Source organism: Achromobacter sp. JD-1, assembly GCF_038594925.1.
Taxonomy (GTDB): Bacteria; Pseudomonadota; Gammaproteobacteria; order Burkholderiales; family Burkholderiaceae_B; genus Achromobacter; species Achromobacter spanius_C.
Map to the genome: position 1 here is coordinate 404,518 of NZ_JBCGCS010000002.1, position 23,960 is coordinate 428,477.

Below are 23,960 nucleotides of genomic sequence, written 5' to 3' on the forward strand. Positions count from 1 at the left end.
CCATGCCCCATACGCTGGAACAACTCAATGCCGCCACGCCCGAGGCGGCGCTAGCCATTCTTGACGGCCTGTACGAACATTCGCCATGGATCGCGCGGCAAGCGTTGGCGGCGCGCCCTTTCCGGTCCTTGGCGCATCTGCAAGACCAGATGCGGCAGGTGCTGGACCAGGCCGATATCGAAGCGCAGTTGGCATTGATTCGCTCGCACCCGGAACTGGCCGGCCGCGCCATGCTGCAAAACAGCCTGACCGCGGAATCCACCAACGAACAGGACCAGGCGGGGCTCACGCATTGCTCGCCCGACGAACTGGCGCGCCTGCAGCAACTGAACACCGACTACAACACACGCTTCGGCTTCCCCTTCATCCTGGCCGTGCGCGGGGCGCGCGGCACGGGTCTGACTCGCCAGCAGATCATCGATGAATTCGCGCGCCGGCTCGACAACCCGCCCGACGTTGAACGCCAGGAAGCGCTGCGCAACATCCACCGCATCGTCGAAATCCGCCTGGCGGATAAATTCGGCGTGGACCTGACCCTGGGTAACGACATCTGGGACTGGCAGGAACGCCTAAGCATCCATAGCGACCCCGGCTACGCCGAGAAGGGCCAGCTTACCGTCACCTATCTGACCGAGGCGCACCGCGCCTGCGCGCAACGCGTTTCGCACTGGATGCGCGATTGCGGCTTTGACGAAGTTGAAATCGACGCCGTGGGCAACGTGGTGGGTCGCTACCGCGCCGACCGCGCCGACGCCCCCACGCTGATGACCGGCAGCCATTACGACACCGTCCGCAACGGCGGCAAATACGACGGGCGCCTGGGCATTTTCGTGCCCATGGCCTGCGTGCGCGAACTGCACCGCCAGGGCCGCCGCCTGCCCTACCACCTGGAAGTGATCGGCTTTGCCGAAGAAGAAGGCCAGCGCTATCGCGCCACCTTCCTGGGATCCGGCGCGCTGATCGGCCACTTCAAACCCGAATGGCTGGACCAGCAAGACGCCCAGGGCGTCACTATGCGCGACGCCATGCTGCATGCGGGCCTGTGCATTGACGACATCCCCAAGCTGCGCCGCGACCCGTCGCGCTATCTGGGCTTTGTTGAAGTCCACATTGAACAAGGGCCGGTGCTGTACGAAATGGGCTTGCCGCTGGGCATCGTCACGTCCATCAACGGCAGCGTGCGCTATCAGGCACAGATCTTCGGCATGGCCTGCCATGCAGGCACCACGCCCATGAACCGACGCCGCGACGCGGCCACCGCCACCGCCGAACTGGCTCTATATGTAGAACAGCGCGCGGCGCGTGACGGCGATTCGGTTGGCACCATCGGCATGCTGGAAGTGCCCAGCGGGTCCATCAATGTGGTGCCGGGCGAATGCCGTTTCAGCCTGGACCTGCGTGCGCCCAGCGATCCGCAGCGCGACGCGCTGGTGAACGACGTGCTGGCCGAACTTGACGCCATCTGCCAACGCCGCGGCCTGCGCTATGCGCTTGAAGAAACCATGCGCGCCGCCGCCGCGCCCAGCGACCCCGCGTGGCAACAGCGCTGGGAACGCGCCGTCGACGCGCTCGGCGTGCCGGTGCATCGCATGCCCAGCGGCGCCGGGCACGACGCCATGAAGCTGCACGAAGTCATGCCGCAAGCCATGCTTTTCGTGCGCGGCCAGAACCACGGCATCAGCCACAACCCCCGCGAATCCACCACCCGAGACGACATCCAGTTGGCCGCGCAAGCCATGCAAGGCCTGCTGGACGATCTTGCCAACGACATCAAACGCTAAAACGCCATGACCGACTACGCCCGACTAGACGCCTGGGTCGACGCCCACTTCGACGAGCAGGTGCGCTTCCTGCAATCGCTGGTGCGCGTACCCACCGACACGCCGCCCGGCAACAATGCCCCGCACGCGGTCCGCACCGCCGAACTGCTCAAGGAAATGGGATTTGAAGCCGAAGCGCACGCCGTCCCCATGCAAGAGGTGCGGGACTACGGCATGGAATCGATCACCAACCTGATCGTGCGGCGCGAGTACGGCCCAGGCAGGCGCGTGGCGCTGAACGCCCACGGCGACGTGGTGCCCCCCGGCGACGGCTGGCAGCACGACCCCTATGGTGCTGAAATCGAAAACGGCAGCCTGTACGGCCGCGCCGCCGCCGTCAGCAAAAGCGACTTCGCCAGCTTTACCTACGCCGTGCGCGCATTGGAAGCGGTTGCCAAGCCCAGCCATGGCGCCGTCGAACTGCACTTTACGTACGACGAAGAATTCGGCGGCCTGCTGGGGCCGGGCTGGCTGTTGTCGCAAGGGCTGACCAAGCCCGACCTGATGATCGCCGCCGGGTTCAGCTATGAAGTGGTCACCGCGCACAACGGCTGCCTGCAAATGGAAGTGACCGTGCACGGCAAGATGGCGCATGCCGCCATTCCCGCCACTGGCGTGGACGCGCTGCAAGGCGCGGTCAAGATCCTGAATGCGTTGTACGCACAAAACGCGCGTTATCAGGACATTACGTCGGAAGTACCCGGCATCAGCCATCCCTATTTGAATGTCGGACGCATTGAAGGCGGCACCAACACGAACGTGGTGCCCGGCAAGGTCAGCTTCAAGCTGGACCGGCGCATGATCCCGGAAGAAAACGCGGTGGAAGTGGAAGCGGATATCCGCCGGATCATCCAAGAGGCGGCCGCTGCCACGCCGGGCATCACCATCGACATCAAACGCCTGCTGCTGGCTAATTCGATGCGTCCGCTGCCAGGCAACCAGCCGCTGGTCGATGCCATCCAGAAACATGGTGAAGCCCTCTTTGGCGAAGCGATTCCCGCCATGGGAACCCCGCTCTATACCGACGTACGCCTGTACGCCGAAGCCGGCATTCCCGGCGTGATCTACGGTGCCGGGCCGCGCACCGTGCTGGAATCACACGCCAAGCGCAACGACGAACGCGTCGTGCTGGAAGACTTGCGCCGGGCCACCAAGGTCATCGCGCGCACCTTGTCGGACCTGCTTCAACCGGTCTGATTTCCCGCAACTCAAGCCTGACGCGGCGCCAGTCGCGGCGTCAGGCTTCGTGCTGCCGTAAATCTGATAATTCCTACATAACGTAACCAATAATGTCTATTTGATGCGGGTTTTCCTCTATTTCGAGAACCACCCCACCCTGTATACATTTCCCGTACACAAGAACTGCTTTTCAGGATTTTCCCGACCGACATTTCACTCCGCCAGGAGACTTTCCCATGCAGGCTGCATCGCCCGCGCCATCCAGCGCGTCTCAAGATCTCCACCCCGTTGACCAGCGTCTGCCCTCGGGCAAGCTGGCGGCGTTGGGCCTGCAACATGTGCTGGTGATGTATGCCGGCGCGGTGGCCGTACCGCTGATCGTCGGTCGCGCCTTGAACCTGACGCCCGACGAAGTCGCCATGCTGATCTCGGCCGACCTCTTCTGTTGCGGCCTGGTGACCTTGATCCAGACCTTGGGCGCCACGCAGTGGTTCGGCATCAAACTGCCCGTCATGATGGGCGTCACGTTCGCGGCGGTGGCCCCGATGGTGGCCATGGCCAACGCCAACCCCGGCCCGGGCGGGGCGCAACTGCTCTTCGGGACCATCATCGGGGCGGGCATCATCTCCATCCTGATCGCCCCGATGATCAGCCGCATGCTGCGCTACTTTCCGCCCGTGGTAACGGGCACCATCATCACCGTCATCGGCATCACCCTGATGCGGGTCGGCATCAACTGGGTATTCGGCAATCCGTCCGGCCCTACCGCGCCCGTCATCGTGGACCCCATCTACGCAAAATGGCTGGCGGACGTTACCTCGCCGGGCAGCGCCATCCCGCCCGTGCCCCAGGGCTTTGCCATCATGCCGTCGATGCCCAACCCGCGTTATGCGGACCTGACCGGCTTCAGCATCGCCGTGCTGGTACTGACGTCCATCTTGCTGATCGTCAAATTCACGCGCGGCTTCATCGCCAACATCTCGGTGCTGCTGGGTATCGTCATCGGCGCCATCGTGGCTGCGGCCACCGGCATCATGACGTTCGAGAAAATCGGCCAGGCAGACTGGTTCGATATCGTGCTGCCCTTCCATTTCGGCATGCCCAGGTTCGACCCTATGTTGATCCTGAGCATGGCGCTGATCATGGTGGTGGTAATGATCGAATCCGCCGGCATGTTCCTGGCGCTGGGTGAAATGACCGACCGCGAGATCAGCCAGGAAAACATGGCGCGCGGCCTGCGCACCGATGGCCTGGGCACCTTGATCGGCGGCATCTTCAATACCTTCCCCTACACCAGCTTTTCGCAGAACGTGGGCTTGGTCGCGGTGACCGGCGTGAAAAGCCGCTTCGTGTGCGTGGCGGGCGGCATCATCCTGCTGGTGCTGGGCCTGCTGCCCAAGATGGCCGCGCTGGTGGAATCGCTGCCCACCGTGGTGCTGGGCGGCGCCGGCATCGTCATGTTCGGCATGGTCACCGCCACCGGCATCCGCATCCTGTCCGGCGTGGACTTCAAGGGCAACCGCCACAACTCCATGATCGTGGCGGTGTCGATCGGCATCGGCATGGTGCCGCTGATCGCGCCCAATTTCAAACAATGGATGCCACACTCGCTGCACACGCTGATTGAGTCCGGCATTCTGCTGGCGTCGCTATCTGCCGTGCTGCTGAACCTGTTCTTGAACGGAGCCAAACAGGACGACCGCGCCATCATCGCCGCGGCGCTGCAAGCCGAGGAACATTGAGCAGGTTGTGGACCATTGCGGCCGGTCCCGGATAGGGTCGGCCGCAATGTATTCAGGCTGTACCGGAGCGTGGCAAGCCTTGCCTGGCCTGCCAGCTATCAAGCCAGGCGCATCACCCGCCGCCAGAACAGCACCGCCACCAAGACAAAGACAGCCAGCCCCAGGTAAGACGCCGTGACCGAAAAATCTTCGCCCGCGATCGCCAGCGGCGCATCGGTCCCCGCCGCGCCGATAATCCCCGCCATCAGCACGCCCACCAGGCTTTCGCCCACGATCAGGCCCGAGGCGATCAGCACGCCCCGACGGTTCGCCGCATCAGCGAATTGCTCATACGGGGTTCCCGCCGCGGCGGCACGGCGACGCAATGCGCGCTCCAGCAACCACGCCAGCACCGCACCCGCGACAATCGGCGCCGCCACGGTTGGCGGCAGATAGATGCCGATGCCCACGGCCAACACGGGCATGCGCGCCACGCGGCAGGTCCGCTTGAGAACTTCGTCCACCACGATCAGCGCAACGCCTACGGCCATGCCGATCAGGATCATCGTCCAATTCAGTTGATGCGTGAAAATGCCGCGCGTAATTGCCAGCATCAGCGTGGCCTGCGGCGCCGACAGCGCTTGCGTGGGGTCCATGCCTTCGCGCGGCATCGCATCCGCGAAACCGTAGGCGTTGTAAAGCAGGTCCAGCACGGGTGAAATCACCGCCGCGCCCACGACGCAGCCAATCAGCAGCGCCACCTGCTGGCGCCACGGCGTCGCCCCAACCAACCAGCCCGTCTTCAAGTCCTGCAAGTTGTCATTCGAAATGGACGCCACCGCCACCACGGCCGAGGTGCTGAAGATGGACAACGCAATCGCCATCTGCACGCCGTTCTGCGCCTGCAGCAATTCGCCGCCCAGCGTCAGCATCAACAGCGACACCAACACAATGGCCACGATGCCCACGCCCGAAATCGGGCTGGTCGATGACCCCACCAGGCCCGCCATGTAGCCGCAGGCCGCGGCCACCAGAAAGCCGAAGACAAAGGCAAACAGCACGGCGTAGGCCACCAGCTTCCAGATGGCGCCGGCTGACAAGGGCGCGCCCGCCAGGAACACCTGGAAGGTGATGACCAAGACCGCCACCAGCACCAGCGTCACGATCGAAATCCAGCCCGCCGACAGGTCGCGTTCGGTGCGCGGCGCCTGACCGGCGCGGGCCGCACCGGCCTTGCTCAACGCAGAGAACGAGGCCTTGACGCCACGCGCCATGGGCACGAACAAGGTCGCCAGCGTCCAGATTGCGCCCACGCCGATGACGCCCGCACCAATGAAGCGTACTTGCGACGCCCACAGGCCGGTGGCGTACTGCGCCAGCGATTGACCGGCCGGCATGTCGCCCATTGCGGTCAGCACGGGGACGGCGATGCCCCAGGAAATGATCAGGCCGGTCAGCATGGCCAGGCCCGCCACGATGCCGATCAGGTAACCCGCGCCCAGCAACGCCAGCGAAAAGCCCATGGGCAGCCGGAACACCGCGCCACCCAGCGCGAACCAGCCGCTGACGCTATCGCCCAGCACCCGCAAGCCGTTGGCCGCAAAGCTGACCACCGCGGCCACCAGGCCGCCCGCGACGATATCGCCCATGCCCGTGGCGGCAGGTCTTCCAGAGGCCTTGCCTTCGGCCGTATCTTGCGCCCGTTCGGCGCTGCCCACGCGCAAGATCTCGGCCGCCGCCACGCCCTCCGGGTACGGCAGCTTGCTTTGCACCACCATCACGTGGCGCAGCGGAATGGTGAACATCACGCCCAGCATGCCACCCGCGGCGCATATGCCCAGCGTCTGCCAGAACGGGAAGCCTTGCCAGTGGCCCATCATGACCAGCGCCGGCAGGATGAAGATGATGGACGACAGGGTGCCGGCCGCCGAGGCCTGCGTCTGCACCATATTGTTTTCCAGGATGTTGGCGTCCTTGAACAGGCGCAGCACCGACATCGAAATCACCGCCGCCGGAATGGCGGACGAAAACGTCAGGCCCACCTTCAGCCCCAGGAAGACGTTCGAGGCCGTGAAGATCACGGTAATCAGGGCGCCCAGCAAAATGCCCCGGAACGTCAGTTCCGGTAGCGTGACGTTGGCCGGGACGCTGACGGGTTGAGTCATTGAAGTCTCCCGTTGTGAATGCGGATAAACCGCGCATTCTAGCGCTTTGGCGTCCACCCAGTGGTCACCACGAGTAAGCGCCGTTATGCCGCAGAAGCTGCCGGCAAGGGAAACATCGGCAAAAGATTATGCTGAAATCCCGGAAATCTCCCTATGAATTTGATGACTCATGCCACCCACACAGGTCTAGCATTGAGCGATAACAGGAGACAACACCCATGCGCGACGCGAGCCACCCCGCCCTCGGCCATCACACCGGGTCTGACGCCGATCCCACGGAAACCGCCGAATGGCGCGACGCCTTGCAATCGCTGCTTCACGCCGATGGCGCCGGGCGCGCGGGCTATGTGCTGGACAGCCTGCTGGGGCACGCCGCGTCTCTGGGGCTGCGCGCCAACAGCCAGACCCGCACCGCCTACCTGAACACCATTCCCGCCAGCCAAGAGCCGCCGTTTCCGGGCAACCTGGCGGTGGAAGAACGCATCGCCGGCATCAACCGCTGGAACGCCTTGGCCATGGTGGTGCGCGCCAATCAGGCGCATGGCGAGCTGGGCGGCCACATCGCCAGCTATGCATCCGCCGCCGACCTGTTTGAAGTGGGCTTCAACCACTTCTTCCGCGCGCAATCGGCCGAAGACCTGGGTGACCTGGTCTACATGCAGCCGCACTCCGCGCCCGGGGTCTACGCCCGCGCCTTTCTTGAAGGCTTTCTGGGCGAAGACGACCTGGCGCATTTCCGCCAGGAGATCACCGCCACCGCGCGCGGCCTGCGCGGGCTGTCGTCCTACCCCCACCCCTGGTTGATGCCTGATTTCTGGCAATTTCCAACCGGGTCCATGGGCATCGGCCCCATCAACGCGATTTATCAGGCGCGCTTCATGCGCTACCTGGAGCACCGGTCGCTCACCCCCGCCAGCGACCGCAAGGTCTGGGGCATTTTTGGCGACGGTGAAATGGACGAGCCGGAATCCATCGCCGCCTTGACACTTGCCGCGCGCGAGAAGCTCGACAACCTGGTGTTCGTCGTCAACTGCAACCTGCAACGGCTGGATGGCCCGGTGCGCGGCAACGGCCGCATCATCGACGAACTGGAAACGCTGTACGCGGGCGCCGGCTGGAACGTGATCAAACTGGTGTGGGGCAGCGACTGGGACGCCCTGCTTGCCCGCGACACCAACGGCGCGCTGGCCCGCGCTTTCTCGAATACGGTGGACGGCCAATTCCAGACTTTTGCCGCCAACGACGGCGCATTCAATCGCGCGCATTTTTTCAATCAACACCCCGAACTGGCCGCGTTGGTGGCGGACTGGACCGATGAGGCCATCGACCGCCTGCACCGCGGCGGCCACGACATGGTGAAGATCCATGCCGCTTATCACCGCGCGGCCAATCACCGCGGCCAGCCCACCGTGATCCTGGCCCAGACCAAGAAGGGCTTCGGCATGGGCGCGGCGGGCCAGGGCAAGATGACGACGCACCAGCAGAAGAAGCTGGACGACGAGGCCTTGCTGGCCTTTCGTGATCGCTTTGCCCTGCCGATCTCGGACGCGGACTGCCTGGCGCTGAAGTTCTACCGCCCCGCCGAAGACAGCGCCGAACTGCGTCATCTGCAGGCGCGCCGCAACGCGCTGGGCGGCCACATCCCCCGCCGCCGTACCGAAGCGCCGCGCCTGACGCCGCCGCCTCTCGAACACTGGGCGCGCTTTGCGCTGGCCGCCAACGGCAAGGAAATGTCGTCGACCATGGCCATCGTGCGGATGCTTACCGCGCTGCTCAAGGACGGCGCCGTGGGGCCGCGCATCGTGCCCATCGTGGCCGACGAAGCCCGCACCTTTGGCATGGCCAACTTGTTTCGGCAGATCGGTATCTATTCCGCGCAAGGCCAGTTGTACGAACCCGAAGACATCGGCTCGGTGCTGTATTACCGCGAAGCGCACGACGGCCAGATCCTGGAGGAAGGCATCACCGAAGCCGGGGCGATTTCGTCGTGGACGGCCGCTGGCACCAGCTACTCGGTCAACGGCCTGCCGATGCTGCCGTTCTATATCTATTACTCGATGTTCGGCTTTCAGCGCATCGGCGACCTGATCTGGGCCGCCGCCGACCAGCGCACCCGTGGCTTCTTGATCGGCGCCACCTCCGGGCGCACGACGCTGGGCGGCGAGGGGCTGCAACACCAGGACGGGTCCAGCCACATCATGGCGGCCGCCGTGCCAAGCTGCCGCGCTTACGACCCCGCCTACGCCTACGAGGTTGCCGTGATCGTCGAACACGGCATGCGCCGCATGCTGGACGAGCAGCGCGACGAATTCTTCTACCTGACCGTCACCAACGAAAACCTGGCGCAGCCCGACATGCCCGCCGACGAAGGCATCAGCACAGGCATCCTGCGCGGCATGTACCGCCTGCGCGCCGCGCGCAAGCAAGCGGAAGTGCGCTTGCTGGGCGCGGGCCCCATGCTGCGCGAGGCGGAAATGGCGGCCGAGCGGTTGCACGAGCAGTACGGCGTGGACGCCGAGGTCTGGAGCGTCACCAGCTTTTCCGAACTGGCCCGCGACGGCCGCGAAGCCGAACGTGCGCGGGTGCTGGGCCTGGACACGGCCAGCGACGCGGACTGGGTCCGCACCTGCCTGGGCGACAGCAATGCGCCGGTCATCGCCGCCACTGATTACGTGCGCGCCGTGCCCGAACAGATCCGCGCCTGGGTGCCGGCCCCGTATCGCACCTTGGGCACCGACGGCTTTGGTCGCAGCGACACCCGCGCGCAACTGCGCGACTTCTTCGAAGTCAGCGCCGACTGGATCACGCTCTACGCGCTGGACAGCCTGGGCCGGCAAGCAGACGCCGACAAGCTGCGCGACAAGCTGAACACCCGCACCCGCAAAACCCCACCCTGGAATTCGTAGGATGGGTGTAGCGCGGGATGGCCAAGACAAGAACCCCACCATCAATCGCGCGAAACCCATCAAGCACCGGTGGAATTCTTGAACAGAGCAGCCACAGCTTTCTTGCCTATTGCGTCTGTTGTTCAGCCGCTGCCTGATGGGTTTCGCGCGGTCCGCACCGTGTTCTTGTGCCGGCCATCGCGCGCTACACCCATCCTACGATTCGATGGGCGCCGATCACCCGACCGATGGGAACCGAACGCCCATCCCCCGGGCGCCGATCATCTGACCGACGGGGAACCCGTCGCCACCTAAACATAATCCGACCCGTTCTTGATCAAACACGCCTGATCGCTGCACTGCAACAACCAAGTGTCCGCGCTTTCTGGTGAAATACGGGTGTTCCCTAAGCATTTCGCAAAGAAACCGGCGGGCCGCGAGCCCGCCGCTTGTCATTCGTTTTTCATTCCGTTTTCTTTCTCAGTTAGTGCCTCAGAGGCCCCGATCCCATGGACGAAACTCTTACCAAATTGGCGTTGGATTACCACGCCTACCCCACCCCCGGCAAAATCTCGGTCGTTCCGACCAAGACCCTGGCCAACCAGGACGACTTGTCCCTGGCCTACTCTCCTGGCGTGGCGGCAGCTTGCATGGCCATCTTCGACCAGGGCGATGACGCCGCGTCCAAGTACACCTCGCGCGGCAACCTGGTGGGCGTGATCACCAACGGCACCGCCGTCCTGGGCCTGGGCAACATCGGTCCGCTGGCCGCCAAGCCGGTCATGGAAGGCAAGGGCTGCCTGTTCAAGAAGTTTGCCGGCATCGATGTGTTCGACATCGAACTGGCCGAAAACGACCCCGACAAGCTGGTCGACATCATCGCGGCGCTGGAGCCCACGCTGGGCGGCGTCAACCTCGAAGACATCAAGGCGCCCGAGTGCTTCTACATTGAAAAGAAGCTGCGCGAGCGCATGAAGATTCCCGTCTTCCATGACGACCAGCACGGCACCGCCATCATTTCGTCGGCCGCCATCCTGAACGGCCTGAAGGTCGTGAACAAGGACATCGGCTCGGTCAAGCTGGCTTGCTCGGGCGCCGGCGCTGCCGCCATCGCCTGCCTGGACCTGCTGGTGCACCTGGGCGTCAAGCGCGAGAACATCTTTGTTGTGGATTCGCGCGGCGTCATCTGGGACGGCCGCGATGAAAACATGGAAGCCAACAAGAAGCGCTACGCGCAAAAGACCGACGCGCGCACGCTGGCCGACGTGGTCAATGGCGCCGACGTGTTCCTGGGCTGCTCGACCTCTGGCGTGCTGACGGGCGACATGGTCAAGACCATGGCCGACCGTCCGCTGATCCTGGCGCTGGCCAACCCCGAGCCGGAAATCCGCCCCGAAGTGGCCAAGGCCGCCCGCCCCGATTGCATCATCGCCACCGGCCGTTCGGACTACCCGAACCAGGTCAACAACGTACTGTGCTTCCCCTTCATCTTCCGCGGCGCCATGGATGCCGGCGCCTCGCGCATCACGGAAGAAATGAAGCTGGCTTGCGTGAAGGCCATCGCCGAACTGGCGCAAGCTGAACAAAACGATGAAGTGGCCCGCGCCTATGCCGGCCAGGAACTGTCGTTCGGCCCCGACTACATCATTCCCAAGCCCTTCGACCCGCGCCTGATCTTCCAGATTGCGCCCGCCGTGGCCCAAGCCGCCGCCGACTCCGGCGTGGCCGCCCGCCCCATCGAAGACATCGAAGCCTATCGCCAGAAGCTGATGGGCTTTGTGTACCACTCGGGCCAACTGATGCGTCCGCTGTTCGCCCAGGCCAAGAAGGCGCCCAAGCGCGTCATCTACGCCGATGGCGAAGACGAACGCGTGCTGCGCGCCGTGCAGACCGTGGTTGACGAAAAGCTGGCCCGTCCGATCCTGATCGGCCGCCCGTCGGTCATCGAAATGCGCATCAACAAGGCCGGCCTGCGCCTGGTGGCTGGCGAGCATTTCGAAATCGTCGACCCGGAAGACGACGAGCGCTTCAACGAAACCTGGACCGCGTACTACCAGTTGAAGGGCCGCGAAGGCGTGACGCCGGCCATCGCCAAGGCGATGATCCGCAAGCACAACACGCTGATCGGCGCGATGCTGCTGCGTCGCGGCGACGCCGACGCGCTGCTGTGCGGCGTGGCCAGCAAGTACGACAACCAGCTCAAGTACGTTGACGAAATCATCGGCAAGAAGGAAGGCCAGACCTACGCCGCCCTGAACGTGCTGATGCTGCCTGACCAGACGCTGTTCGTCACCGACACCCACGTCAATGAAAACCCGACGTCGGAAGAAGTGGCCAACATCACCATCCAGGCCGCCGACGAAATGCTGCGCTTTGGCGTGGTGCCCAAGATTGCCCTGCTGTCGCATTCGAACTTCGGCAGCCGCGTCACGGAATCGTCCAAGAAGATGGCCGCCGCCAGCAAGCTGGTGCAGGAACGCGCGCCTGACCTGGAAGTGGACGGCGAAATGCACGCCGACGCCGCCTTGTCGGAAAAGATCCGTGTGCTGGCCTACCCGGACAGCACGCTCAAGGGTCGCGCCAACCTGCTGGTCATGCCGAACCTGGACACCGGCAACATTACGTACAACATGCTGAAGATGACGGGCAGCAATGGCGTCGCGATGGGTCCCATTCTGCTGGGCGCCGCGCGCCCCGTGCACATCCTGACGACCAGCGCCACCGTGCGCCGCATCGTCAACATGACGGCCCTGGCCGTGGTGGATGCGCAGCAGGAAGCCGCCGACGCCGCCAAAAAGCGCCGTTGATCACACGCGGGTCTTGACGCCAAAGGCGCCCTTCGGGGCGCCTTTTTCATGGCGTGTTTCCGCGGCCCACGCCGTATTTTCATGCCACTTGATCGACGCCACGCCATGGGCCGGTGGTAAAACCATGCTTGACCTTTTTCCTGGAGACGACATGCTGGCCGATGCGCTATACGCCTGGTTCCACTACCTGGCGATTTTTGTCATGGTGGTCGTGCTGACCGCCGAAGCCGTATTGCTACGCCCCGATCTGAGCGCCAACGGCGTGAAGCGCTTGGTGATCTACGACCGCCTGTATGGCGTCAGCGCCGTGCTGGTGCTGATCACCGGGCTGCTGCGCCTGACGCAAGGCGTCAAAGGCGCGGCGTTTTACATGAGCAGCCCGTGGTTCCACGCAAAGATCACACTGTTCGTCATCATCGCGCTCTGTTCGATCCCGCCCACGCTGGCCATCTTCCGCTGGGCAAAACAGGCGCGCCAGCAAGCGGACTTCGTGCCCGCGTTACCCGAGATCAAGCGCGTGCGCCGCTGGGTGATGATCGAATCGCACCTGTTCATTTTCCTGCCGCTGTTCGCGGTGCTGATGGCGCGCCACGTCAGCGTGTAAGGGAGGGGCAACGCGCCCGTGCGGGCGCCGCCGGCGCGTTGCCGTCCACGACGAAGGTCGAGAATTCAAAAACGCCGACCTCGTCGTTATTCACAATGCCGATAAACGTTCCATCCAGTGCCTGCATGACCGACATGCCTTCGGGCACATCGGCATAGCCTTCACGTTTGGCCACTTGCCCCACACTGGGGCTGAACACCAGCACGCCAGGAAAGGGTTCGCGCTGCCCATCGATCACGCGCCGGATAGACTTGACCCGCGTGCCCTCGGCGTAGTCAAAGTTGCCCAGATGCACGCGGCAGGCAAGCTCCGCGTCGCTGACGCGCAGCAAGCGGCGGTCTCCATCAAGATAGATCCAGGGTTCGCTCAACATGAGTCCGAACACCCGCACCGCGTCGGGGTCCTTGACCTCGATGCGCCATCGGTCCGGGTCGGTCGAACCGTCTACGTACACCGTGCCATTTGAGCCGTACAGCACTGAGCCCGAGTGGATCATCATGCCGTCAATTTGATTGCCACTACCCAGCCGGCACTGGCTCAAGGCCTTCATCGCGCCATCGGGCTCGGTATCAAACTCGATGTCATGCGTGCTGTCGCAACGCCATCCCAGCACCGCTTGGTCGCCCTGGCCTGTCAGGATGACGCTACGCGGATATCGCTGAATCAGCGCGTACGTGTCCTTTTCGTATTCGGTGTCCAGATAGCGGCGAATCCGCGTCGCCTGAACGCCGAAGACAGAGGTGGGCGCCGGAAACTCGGCCTCAACGTAGGTGTCCATCTGCCCTTCGTCTTGCAACTTCAGCCGCGTGCCGGCGGGCATGGCCACGCCACCCACGGTGGTTGCTTGTTCCAGCGTCACGTTGCGCGCCGCCTCGGCCCGCTCGATCTCGCGCTCGATTTGCTGGACCATGAAGTGCACCCACGCGAAGAAGGCAAAGGGCACCGCCAGCACCACGAACACCACGGTCGAGGTCTTCCAATATTTGCGGACCGTGCGGCGATGGCCGGCGCTGACGGCCAGCACCAAGACCCACACGCCCAACACGACGCCGGCAAGCAAGCCAAACCAAAGCAGCAGGTAGAAATGGGCTGGTGGAAGCGAGAAAGGAATCATGGCCAGCATGATATCCGCATATCCGCCGCCTCATGGCCCCTTTGCGCAGGCAACAAAAAACCGCCCGAAGGCGGTTTCTTGTCATTCACTTGCCGAAAGGAAAAGCGGATTAACGCTTGTCCATCGGTGGCACGTCGCGGGTGACCGAACCCGTGAACAGCTGGCGCGGACGGCCGATCTTGTAGTCGGGATCCGACAGCATTTCGTTCCACTGGGCAATCCAGCCCACCGTGCGAGCCAGCGCGAAGATGGCCGTGAACAGCGAGGTCGGGATGCCGATGGCGCGCTGGACGATACCCGAGTAGAAGTCCACGTTCGGGTACAGCTTGCGCTGGACGAAGTACGGATCCGACAGGGCGATGCGTTCCAGTTCCATGGCCAGCTTGAACAGCGGGTCGTTTTCCAGGCCCAGGGCCGAGAGCACTTCCTTGCAGGTTTCCTGCATCAGCTTGGCGCGCGGGTCGTAGTTCTTGTAGACGCGGTGGCCAAAGCCCATCAGGCGCACGCCCGAGTTCTTGTCCTTGACCTTCTCCATGAACTCACCGACCTTGTCGATGCCGCCGTTGGCTTGCAGCTCTTCCAGCATCTGCAGGCAAGCTTCGTTGGCGCCGCCGTGAGCCGGGCCCCACAGGCAAGCCACGCCGGCCGAGATGGCGGCGAACGGGTTGGTGCCCGACGAACCGCACAGACGCACGGTGGACGTCGACGCGTTTTGCTCGTGGTCGGCGTGCAGGATGAAGATGCGGTCCAGCGCGCGTTCAACGACTTCGTTGACCTTGTAGTCTTCGCACGGCGTGGCGAACATCATGCGCAGGAAGTTGCCCGTGTAGGACAGGTCGTTCTGCGGATAGATGAACGGTTGGCCTTGCGAGTACTTGTACGCCATCGCAACCAGCGTCGGCATCTTGGCGATCAGGCGGATGGCCGAGATGTGGCGATGCTGCGGGTTCGTGATGTCGGTGGAGTCGTGGTAGAACGCGGACAGCGCGCCAACCAGACCCGTCAGCACGGCCATCGGGTGGGCGTCGCGGCGGAAGCCACGCAGGAAGAAGTGCAGTTGCTCGTTGACCATCGTGTGATGGGTCACTTGCGAGTCGAAGTCAGCCTTCTGTTCCTGGTTCGGCAGATCGCCGTTCAGGATCAGGTAGCAGATGTCCATGAAGTCGCAGTTGACGGCCAATTGCTCGATGGGGAAGCCGCGGTACAGCAGTTCGCCCTTGTCGCCGTCGATGTACGTGATGCCCGATTCGCAAGCCGCGGTGGACATGAAGCCGGGGTCAAACGTAAACATGCCCGTCTGGCCATACAGCTTGCGGATGTCGATCACATCCGGACCGACCGTGCCCTTGTAGACAGGGAACTCAATGGGTGCGCTGCCATCCGAGAAGGATAGAGTGGCTTTTTTGTCAGACAGGTTCATGTTTATTCCTCTCACATTAATCAGAGTGCGCGCATCTGGCCAATAATGCCCCGAAGCCTGGGGGTGTCCAGGTCGCCTTCGAGTTCCTTGCGGGCCAGCAGCAGGTCAAGAAGATCGTTGTCTCCCATCTCGAACAGCTGGGTCAATGCGGCCACATCATCATCGGTAAGTTCGGCCTCGTAGGCGTCCAGATACCGAGTGATGATCAAGTCGTTTTCGAGCAGGCCGCGGCGCGCCCGCCAACGCAGACGCGCCCGCTCCAGTTCAGTTAGCCTGCTCATCGTTACACCATAAAAACAAAAGTCTTCACACTAGAAACTAGACCGTGCGGCGAACCATCAGTTCCTTGATCTTGCCGATTGCCTTGGTCGGGTTCAGCCCCTTGGGACAGACGTCGACGCAGTTCATGATGGTGTGGCAACGGAACAAGCGGTACGGATCTTCCAGGTTGTCCAGACGCTCGCCGGTGGCTTCGTCGCGGCTGTCGGCGATGAAGCGATAGGCTTGCAGCAGGCCGGCCGGGCCGACGAACTTGTCCGGGTTCCACCAGAAAGACGGGCAGGAAGTGGAACAGCATGCGCACAGGATGCACTCGTACAGGCCGTCCAATTCTTCGCGGGCCTCGGGCGACTGCAGGCGCTCTTTTTCGGGCGGCGGCGCGTCGTTGATGAGGTACGGACGAATCGAGTGGTACTGGTTGAAGAAGTGCGTCATGTCCACGATCAGGTCGCGGATGACGGGCAGGCCCGGCAGCGGACGCAGAACGATGGGTTCCTTCAATTCGCGCAGGTTTGTCGTGCAGGCCAAACCGTTCTTGCCGTTGATGTTCATGGCGTCCGAACCGCACACGCCTTCACGGCACGAACGGCGCAGGGCCAGGCTGTCATCGACGTCGTTCTTGATGCGCACCAGCGCATCAAGCAGCATCTTGTCGGTGGGCTGGAGTTCAACGTCCAGCTTCTGCATGTAGGGGCGCTCGTCCTTGTCCGGATCGTAGCGGTAGATTTCGAACTTGACGATTCTCTTGGTGCTCATAATGGGCTCTATCCGGACTTAGAAGGTACGCGCCTTGGGCGGGAAGGACTCAACGGTGAGCGGCTTCATCTGCACAGGCTTGTAATCCAGGCGGCTGCCTTCGGAGTACCACAGCGTGTGCTTCAGCCAGTTCTCGTCGTCGCGCGTCGGGTGGTCGTCCAGCGCGTGCGCGCCACGGCTTTCCGTACGGGCAGCGGCCGACTTGATCGTGGCGCGGGCCACTTCGGTCATGTTGGCCAGTTCCAGCGCTTCGACGCGCGCGGTGTTGAACACCTTGGACTTGTCCTTGAAGCAGATATTGTCGGCTTGCTTGGCCAGGTCTTCGATCTGGGTCACGCCTTCGTTCAACAGTTCCAGCGTGCGGAACACGCCGCAGTGGCGCTGCATCGAGAAGCGGATGGCGTTGCCGATGTCTTGCGTCTTTTCGCCCGACGTACGCGTTTCCAGCTTGTTCACGCGGTCCAGCGAGAAGTCCACGGCTTCCTTCGGCAGGTCCTGGTGCGCGCGCTGGCGCTCAGGATGCGAATTCACGATGTGGTTGCCGGTGGCGCGACCGAACACGATCAGGTCCAGCAGCGAGTTCGTGCCCAGGCGGTTGGCGCCGTGCACGGACACCGCGGCGCATTCGCCGATGGCGTACAGGCCGTTGACGACCTTGTTCTCGCCGTTTTCGCGCGACAGCACCTGGCCGTGGTAGTTGGCCGGAATGCCGCCCATCTGGTAGTGAATGGTCGGGACGACGGGGATCGGTTCCTTGATCGGGTCGACGTTGCCGAACTTGATGGCGATTTCGCGGATCGAGGGCAGACGCTTGTTGATGACGTCGGCGCCCAGGTGATCCAGCTTCAGCACAACGTAGCTGCCGTCCGGACCGCAACCACGGCCTTCCTTGATTTCCTGGTCCATCGAGCGGGACACGAAGTCACGCGGGGCCAGGTCCTTCAGCGTGGGCGCATAGCGCTCCATGAAGCGTTCGCCATCCTTGTTCAAGAGGATGCCGCCTTCGCCACGCACGCCTTCGGTGATCAGCACGCCCGCGCCGGCCACGCCGGTGGGGTGGAACTGCCAGAATTCCATGTCTTGCAACGGGATGCCGGCACGCGCCGCCATGCCCAGGCCGTCACCGGTGTTGATGAAGGCGTTGGTGGAAGCGGCCCAGATCCGGCCAGCGCCGCCGGTGGCCAGCACCGTGGTCTTGGCTTCCAGGATGTAGATTTCGCCCGTTTCCATTTCCAGGGCGGTCACGCCGACAACGTCGCCGGCTTCGTTGCGCAGCAGGTCCAGCGCCATCCATTCGACGAAGAACTGGGTGCGCGCGGCAACGTTGCGCTGGTAGAGGGTGTGCAACAGCGCGTGGCCGGTGCGGTCGGCGGCGGCACAGGCGCGCTGCACCGGCTTTTCACCGAAGTTGGCGGTGTGGCCGCCGAACGGACGCTGGTAGATCGTGCCGTCGGGGTTGCGGTCAAACGGCATGCCGAAGTGCTCAAGCTCGTACACGGCGTTCGGCGCTTCACGGCACATGAATTCAATGGCGTCCTGGTCGCCCAGCCAATCCGACCCCTTGACGGTGTCGTACATGTGCCAGTACCAGTTGTCTTCGCTCATGTTGCCCAAGGAGGCGCTTACACCGCCCTGTGCGGCAACGGTGTGCGAACGCGTGGGGAACACTTTGGACAGCACTGCAACGGACAGGCCCGCTTGGGACAGTTGCAGCGAACAACGCATGCCGGCTCCACCGGCGCCAACGACCACCACATCAAACTGGCGGCGCGGCAAGGATTTCATGACAGAGACCACGGCTTAAATGCTCCAGAGGATTTGCGCGAAGTAAATGACCGAACCGATCAGCCAGAGGATCGTCAGCACTTGCAACAGCAGGCGCAGGCCCACCGGCTTGACGTAATCCATCCAGATGTCGCGCACGCCAATCCAGGCATGCCAGGCCAACGCAATGAATGCAAGGGAGGCCAAAATCTGGCCAACCGGAATGAAGACCACGTAGAAATTGAACAGCTTGACCCAGTGTTCATACGTGAAGGCAGGCATCATCAGGATGCCAACGAGCAGCACCAGCGTATACACGGCCATGATGACGGCGGTGATGCGCTGAATGATGAAATCCATGACGCCATAGTGCGCGCCGACGACCAGGCGCTTGGGTCCGTAGTTTTTAGCGGCGGCCATTTACAGCACTCCGAACAGTTTGAGGGCGAACACCAGCGTCAGCGCCAGGCTGACACCGAAGACCACGCCGGCGCTTTTCTTGGCCGACAGCTTGTCGATACCGATGTGCAGGTCAAGCAGCAGGTAGCGGATGCCGGCACAGAAGTGATGCAGGTAGCCCCAGACGAGGACCAGGAAGACAAGCTTGACGATCGGGTTGGCCGCGATGGAAGCGATCCAGGCAAACGATTGCGGTGCGGCCACGCTTGCTGCGAACAGCGGCACGATGACCAAGGGCAAACAGAGGAACAGCAAAATGCCGCTGATGCGGTGCAGGATGGACAGCTTGCCGGCCAGGGGCAGGCGATAGGAGAACGCAACTTGGGCAAGCCCAATATTGCGAAACTGCGGACGTGGCTTGGCAGCGGTGTCGGACATGACGGCCTCGGTGTTTCGGAACTAGGGAATCGTGACGGCGAAAGTGCCGTGGCCCTTTCGGGCAAACACGCTATTTTCGCCCAGAGATTGGGTTGGTATCAAATCGTAGTTAAAAAGCTCATCAATTCAGACTATTGCGGTAGTGGTATCGATCGGTCAAGTACAAACCCCGGCGGATTTCCATGGGGCGGTCACCATAGGTGTAAGACACCCGATCTACCTGCAACAACGGCGTGCCGGCGGGAACATTAAGCAGCGGACAGACTTCGGCCGGCGCGATCACCGCGCGCAGCTTCTCGTCCGCGCGCACCATGCTCACGCCGAATTCGGATTCAAACAGACCATAGAGCGGCGCCTTGTTGGCGGTCAGCAGCTCGAGGGTGAGTCCACGGAAAATGGAACCGGGCAGCCAGATGTCGTCCACCACGGTGGGTGTCTGTCCCATGGACAGCAGGCGGCGGATCATCACGACGGTTTCGCCGGCCCGAAGATCCAGGGCGCGCGCGATCTCGGCGGGCGCGCGCAAGCGCCGGCATTCCAGGATGCGGCTTTCGGCGCGGCCGGCCTCGCCTTCTTCATCGGCGGCCAGGCGCAGGAAACGGTAGCGCACACGGGCTTCGTGGTGGGTGGCGACAAAGGTGCCCTTGCCTTGGCGGCGCAGCAGCATGTGCTCGGCGGCCAACTCATCGACCGCCTTGCGCACCGTACCCTGGCTGACCTGAAAACGGGCAGCCAGATCGATTTCGCTGGGGATGAGTTCACCGGGCTTCCATTCGCCGCGCTCAAGACTTTGAACGAGCAGATCCTTGATCTGGCGATAGAGCGGACTGAAAGCGGCCCCCTCGCCCGTTGAACGGGCGGCGCGTGTGCGTAAGGAGGTTTCGGGCCGAGGCTCTGCCATGGATCTTCTTGAAAGTGTCATGTTCATCCGGATGATGGGAGGGCAGCGCAAACAAGGACGCAAACAGCATGCGAACCCACATCCAAAATGCGCTGTCAGGAGGCACAACAGACCGGGCTGCAACGCATTCGAATAAACGCTCTATTGTGGCATATCGCGCCAGACGCTGTCCAACGTCTTATGTCTTATATAAGATAGAAGAGCGTTTGACGCCCCCTGGAAATCGTTCTAGGATTCACGGCTGTCAGGGCCCCGCGCCGGCCTGCTTCCGCGCGCTGTTTTTGATGCCCCAACGATTACACTGATTGGTGAGATTTTTTCTCGCCAAACCATTACGGAGAACGTCCATGTCCAAGCCTGCCTTGCGTGTCGCCGTCACCGGCGCCGCCGGCCAAATCGGTTACGCACTGCTATTCCGCATCGCCTCCGGCGAAATGCTGGGTAAAGATCAACCCGTCATCCTGCAATTGCTGGAAATCCCCGACGAGAAAGCGCAAAAGGCCCTGAAGGGCGTCATCATGGAATTGGATGACTGCGCCTTCCCGCTGCTGCAGGAAGTGACGGCTCACAGCGACCCGCGCACCGCCTTCAAGGACGCCGACGTGGCCCTGCTGGTTGGCGCCCGTCCGCGCGGCCCCGGCATGGAACGCAAGGACCTGCTGTCCGTCAACGCCCAGATCTTCACGGCGCAAGGCAAGGCCCTGAACGACGTGGCCAGCCGCAACGTCAAGGTGCTGGTCGTGGGCAACCCCGCCAACACCAACGCCTACATCGCCATGAAGTCGGCGCCGGACCTGCCGGCCAAGAACTTCACCGCCATGCTGCGCCTGGACCACAACCGCGCCCTGTCGCAGTTGTCGGCCAAGTCGGGCAAGCCGGTTGCCGACATCGAAAACCTGATCGTCTGGGGCAACCACTCGCCCACGATGTACCCGGATTTCCGCTTCGCCACCGTCGGCGGCGAATCGCTCACCAAGCTCATCAACGATGACGCCTGGAACCGCGACACGTTCATCCCCACCGTGGGCAAGCGCGGCGCCGCCATCATCGAAGCCCGTGGCCTGTCGTCGGCCGCTTCGGCCGCCAACGCCGCCATCGACCACGTCCGTGACTGGGTCCTGGGCAGCAACGGCAAGTGGGTCACGATGGGTGTTCCGTCGGATGGCTCGTATGGCATTCCGGAAGGCATCATCTACGGCGTGCCGGTCACGACCGAAAACGGCGAATACAAGCGTGTCGAAGGCCTGGAAATCGACGCCTTCTCGCGCGAGCGCCTGGACTTCACGCTGAAAGAGCTGCTGGAAGAGCGCGACGGCGTCAAGGACCTGCTGAAGTAAGCAGCGCTTGAATCAGGATTGGGCCCGTTGATGCGGGCCCAATTCTTCTGTACTGCCATCATGCCGAAACATACACCTGTCTCTTGGCCCGGCCGCGCCGGGATTGTCGCGTAGGGGACAGATTTATATTCCGGACCCGCGATAAGGTCGTGGGCTAGCCATAAGAACGGAGACATCCATGTCCAGACCCGAATCGCCCGGCGCCCTCTTCCGCCGCGCTCTTGCCGAAGAAAGCCCGCTGCAGATCATCGGCGCCATCAATGCCAACCACGCGCTGCTGGCCAAGCGCGCCGGCTACCGCGCCATCTACCTGTCGGGCGGCGGTGTCGCGGCCGGTTCGCTGGGCCTGCCCGATCTGGGCATCAACACCATGGACGACGTGCTGACCGACGTGCGCCGCATCACCGATGTGTGCGACGTGCCGCTGGTGGTGGACATCGACACCGGCTTCGGCCCGTCGGCGTTCAACATCGCCCGCACCGTCAAGAGCCTGATCAAGTTCGGCGCGGCCGCCTGCCACATCGAAGATCAGGTCGGCGCCAAGCGCTGCGGCCACCGTCCGGGCAAGGAAATCGTCACCACCGAAGAAATGGCCGATCGCGTCAAGGCCGCGGCCGACGCGCGCACCGACAGCGACTTCTACCTGATCGCCCGCACGGACGCCATTGCGTCCCACGGCGTGGACGCCGCGATTGAACGCGCGCTGGCCTGCGTGGAAGCCGGCGCCGACGCCATCTTCGCCGAAGCCGCCTACGACCTGCCCACTTATGACCGTTTCGTCAAAGCCGTGAAAGTGCCGGTGCTGGCCAACATCACCGAATTCGGCAAGACGCCGCTATTCAGCGTTGAAGAGCTCAAGAGCGTGGGCGTGGGCATGGTGCTGTACCCGCTGTCGGCCTTCCGCGCCATGAACAAGGCCGCCGAAGCCGTCTACACCGCCATCCGCCGCGACGGCCATCAGAAAAACGTGGTGGACCTGATGCAGACGCGCGACGAGCTGTACGACCGCATCGGCTATCACGAATTTGAATCCAAACTGGATGCGCTCTTCCAGAAGGGCAAAGCGTAATCCCGCGGCACCTTCGGTATCCGGCGCCGCGACACCCGCGCGACGCCCTGCTAGTCACCCATTGCATCGACCACAGCGAAAGTGAAGGAGTAGAGACATGAGCACGGCTCCCAAAAAGCAAGAAGCCAAGCCGGACGCCAAGCCGGAAGAAAAAGCCGGTTTTAAACCCAAGAAGTCCGTTGCCCTGTCGGGCGTGGTCGCGGGCAACACCGCGCTGTGCACCGTCGGCCGCAGCGGCAACGACCTGCACTACCGTGGCTACGACATCCTGGACATCGCCCACACCAGCGAGTTCGAGGAAATTGCCCACCTGCTGGTCCACGGCAAGCTGCCCAACAAGGCCGAACTGGCTGCCTACAAGCAAAAGCTGAAGAGCCTGCGCGGCCTGCCCGCCCAGTTGCAAGTGGCGCTGGAAGCGCTGCCGGCGTCCAGCCACCCGATGGACGTGATGCGCACCGCCGTGTCGGTGCTGGGCTGCGTGCTGCCTGAAAAAGACGACCACAACACCCCGGGCGCGCGCGACATCGCCGACCGCCTGATGGCCAACCTGGGCTCGGCCCTGCTGTACTGGTACCACTACAGCCACAACGGCCACATGATCGACGTGCAAACCGACGACGACAGCATCGGCGGCCACTTCCTGCACCTGCTGCACGGCGAAAAGCCCAGCGACGAATGGGTCAAGGCGATGCACATCTCCTTGAACCTGTACGCCGAACACGAGTTCAACGCATCGACCTTCACCGCGCGCGTCATCGCCGGCACGGGTTCGGACATGTTCTCGTCGATTGCCGGCGCCATCGGCGCGCTGCGCGGCCCCAAGCACGGCGGCGCCAACGAAGTGGCGTTCGACGTGCAAAAGCGCTATGACACGCCGGACGAAGCCGAAGCCGACATCCGCCGCCGCGTCGAGGCCAAGGAAGTCATCATCGGCTTTGGCCACCCCGTCTACACCGTGTCCGACCCGCGCAACAAGGTCATCAAGGAAGTGGCCAAGAAGCTGTCGAAGAAGGCCGGCAGCACCAAGATGTTCGACATCGCCGAACGCCTGGAAACGGTCATGTGGGACATCAAGAAGATGTTCCCCAACCTGGACTGGTTCTCGGCCGTCAGCTACCACATGATGGGCGTGCCCACCGCCATGTTTACCCCGCTGTTCGTCATCGCGCGCACGGCAGGCTGGTCGGCCCACATCATCGAACAGCGCATCGACAACAAGATCATCCGCCCCACCGCCAACTACGTCGGCCCGGAAGATCAGAAGTTCGTGCCGCTGGAAAAACGCAAGTAAGGCGGCCCCGC

Annotated in this window: 18 protein-coding genes; 9 read left to right on the forward strand and 9 right to left on the reverse strand. The window is 63.1% G+C overall.

Going from position 1 to position 23,960, the window contains the following annotated elements; genetic code table 11:
• Window positions 1-2: 2 nt before the first annotated feature.
• From uraD to WBR68_RS05120, 3 genes are all read left to right on the forward strand, one after another.
• A complete protein-coding gene (uraD, locus tag WBR68_RS05110) occupies window positions 3-1,781 on the forward strand; it encodes a 2-oxo-4-hydroxy-4-carboxy-5-ureidoimidazoline decarboxylase (protein WP_230693646.1) in 1,779 nt (592 codons plus the stop codon).
• A 6-nt stretch (window positions 1,782-1,787) separates the two neighbouring features.
• A complete protein-coding gene (locus tag WBR68_RS05115) occupies window positions 1,788-3,017 on the forward strand; it encodes a M20 family metallopeptidase (protein WP_050449826.1) in 1,230 nt (409 codons plus the stop codon).
• Between the two features lie 218 nt (window positions 3,018-3,235).
• Window positions 3,236-4,741 (forward strand): nucleobase:cation symporter-2 family protein, encoded by a 1,506-nt coding sequence (locus tag WBR68_RS05120; RefSeq protein ID WP_050449827.1) that lies wholly within the window; start codon window positions 3,236-3,238, stop codon window positions 4,739-4,741.
• A gap of 98 nt (window positions 4,742-4,839) precedes the next feature.
• Here WBR68_RS05120 and WBR68_RS05125 read toward each other — a convergent pair whose 3' ends face one another.
• Window positions 4,840-6,885 (reverse strand): OPT family oligopeptide transporter, encoded by a 2,046-nt coding sequence (locus tag WBR68_RS05125; protein WP_050449828.1) that lies wholly within the window; start codon window positions 6,883-6,885, stop codon window positions 4,840-4,842.
• Window positions 6,886-7,103: 218 nt separating this feature from the next.
• Here WBR68_RS05125 and mdeB point away from each other — a divergent pair, with 218 nt between their 5' ends.
• The 3 genes from mdeB to WBR68_RS05140 all read left to right on the forward strand — a co-directional run bounded on the left by mdeB (window position 7,104) and on the right by WBR68_RS05140 (window position 13,181).
• Window positions 7,104-9,791, forward strand: coding sequence for an alpha-ketoglutarate dehydrogenase (gene mdeB, locus WBR68_RS05130; protein ID WP_230693647.1), 2,688 nt, complete (start codon window positions 7,104-7,106; stop codon window positions 9,789-9,791).
• A 488-nt stretch (window positions 9,792-10,279) separates the two neighbouring features.
• Window positions 10,280-12,577 carry an NADP-dependent malic enzyme gene (locus WBR68_RS05135; protein ID WP_050449830.1) on the forward strand — a complete coding sequence of 766 codons (2,298 nt, stop codon included), beginning with the start codon at window positions 10,280-10,282 and terminating at the stop codon, window positions 12,575-12,577.
• A 151-nt stretch (window positions 12,578-12,728) separates the two neighbouring features.
• Window positions 12,729-13,181, forward strand: coding sequence for a DUF2214 family protein (locus WBR68_RS05140; RefSeq protein ID WP_050449831.1), 453 nt, complete (start codon window positions 12,729-12,731; stop codon window positions 13,179-13,181).
• Here WBR68_RS05140 and WBR68_RS05145 read toward each other — a convergent pair.
• From WBR68_RS05145 to WBR68_RS05180, 8 genes are all read right to left on the reverse strand, one after another.
• Window positions 13,171-14,304: a hypothetical protein gene (locus tag WBR68_RS05145; protein ID WP_230693648.1), complete on the reverse strand. Its 1,134-nt coding sequence runs from the start codon at window positions 14,302-14,304 to the stop codon at window positions 13,171-13,173. The two genes, WBR68_RS05140 and WBR68_RS05145, sit on opposite strands and share 11 nt — an antisense overlap.
• Window positions 14,305-14,404: 100 nt before the next feature.
• Window positions 14,405-15,715 carry a citrate synthase gene (gltA, locus tag WBR68_RS05150; RefSeq protein ID WP_050449832.1) on the reverse strand — a complete coding sequence of 437 codons (1,311 nt, stop codon included), beginning with the start codon at window positions 15,713-15,715 and terminating at the stop codon, window positions 14,405-14,407.
• A 20-nt stretch (window positions 15,716-15,735) separates the two neighbouring features.
• A complete protein-coding gene (locus tag WBR68_RS05155; protein ID WP_006218128.1) occupies window positions 15,736-15,996 on the reverse strand; it encodes a succinate dehydrogenase assembly factor 2 in 261 nt (86 codons plus the stop codon).
• Window positions 15,997-16,033: 37 nt separating this feature from the next.
• Entirely contained in the window at window positions 16,034-16,750 is a 717-nt protein-coding gene (locus WBR68_RS05160; RefSeq protein WP_006218127.1) for a succinate dehydrogenase iron-sulfur subunit, read from the reverse strand.
• An 18-nt stretch (window positions 16,751-16,768) separates the two neighbouring features.
• Window positions 16,769-18,547, reverse strand: coding sequence for a succinate dehydrogenase flavoprotein subunit (gene sdhA, locus WBR68_RS05165; RefSeq protein ID WP_127183770.1), 1,779 nt, complete (start codon window positions 18,545-18,547; stop codon window positions 16,769-16,771).
• A 3-nt stretch (window positions 18,548-18,550) separates the two neighbouring features.
• Window positions 18,551-18,934, reverse strand: coding sequence for a succinate dehydrogenase, hydrophobic membrane anchor protein (gene sdhD, locus WBR68_RS05170; protein WP_050449834.1), 384 nt, complete (start codon window positions 18,932-18,934; stop codon window positions 18,551-18,553).
• Complete coding sequence (gene sdhC / locus WBR68_RS05175; protein ID WP_050449836.1) at window positions 18,935-19,351, reverse strand: succinate dehydrogenase, cytochrome b556 subunit; 417 nt, start codon at window positions 19,349-19,351, stop codon at window positions 18,935-18,937.
• A 121-nt stretch (window positions 19,352-19,472) separates the two neighbouring features.
• The gene (locus WBR68_RS05180; protein ID WP_050449837.1) at window positions 19,473-20,252 is read right to left on the reverse strand and encodes a GntR family transcriptional regulator; all 780 of its coding nucleotides are present in this window, start codon (window positions 20,250-20,252) and stop codon (window positions 19,473-19,475) included.
• A gap of 347 nt (window positions 20,253-20,599) precedes the next feature.
• Between WBR68_RS05180 and WBR68_RS05185 the strand changes: the two genes are divergently transcribed.
• The 3 genes from WBR68_RS05185 to prpC all read left to right on the forward strand — a co-directional run bounded on the left by WBR68_RS05185 (window position 20,600) and on the right by prpC (window position 23,949).
• Window positions 20,600-21,589: a malate dehydrogenase gene (locus WBR68_RS05185; protein ID WP_006218122.1), complete on the forward strand. Its 990-nt coding sequence runs from the start codon at window positions 20,600-20,602 to the stop codon at window positions 21,587-21,589.
• 178 nt (window positions 21,590-21,767) lie between these two features.
• Window positions 21,768-22,658, forward strand: coding sequence for a methylisocitrate lyase (gene prpB, locus WBR68_RS05190; protein ID WP_050449838.1), 891 nt, complete (start codon window positions 21,768-21,770; stop codon window positions 22,656-22,658).
• 97 nt (window positions 22,659-22,755) lie between these two features.
• The gene (gene prpC, locus WBR68_RS05195) at window positions 22,756-23,949 is read left to right on the forward strand and encodes a bifunctional 2-methylcitrate synthase/citrate synthase (RefSeq protein ID WP_230693649.1); all 1,194 of its coding nucleotides are present in this window, start codon (window positions 22,756-22,758) and stop codon (window positions 23,947-23,949) included.
• The last annotated feature ends 11 nt before the right edge of the window (window positions 23,950-23,960 follow it).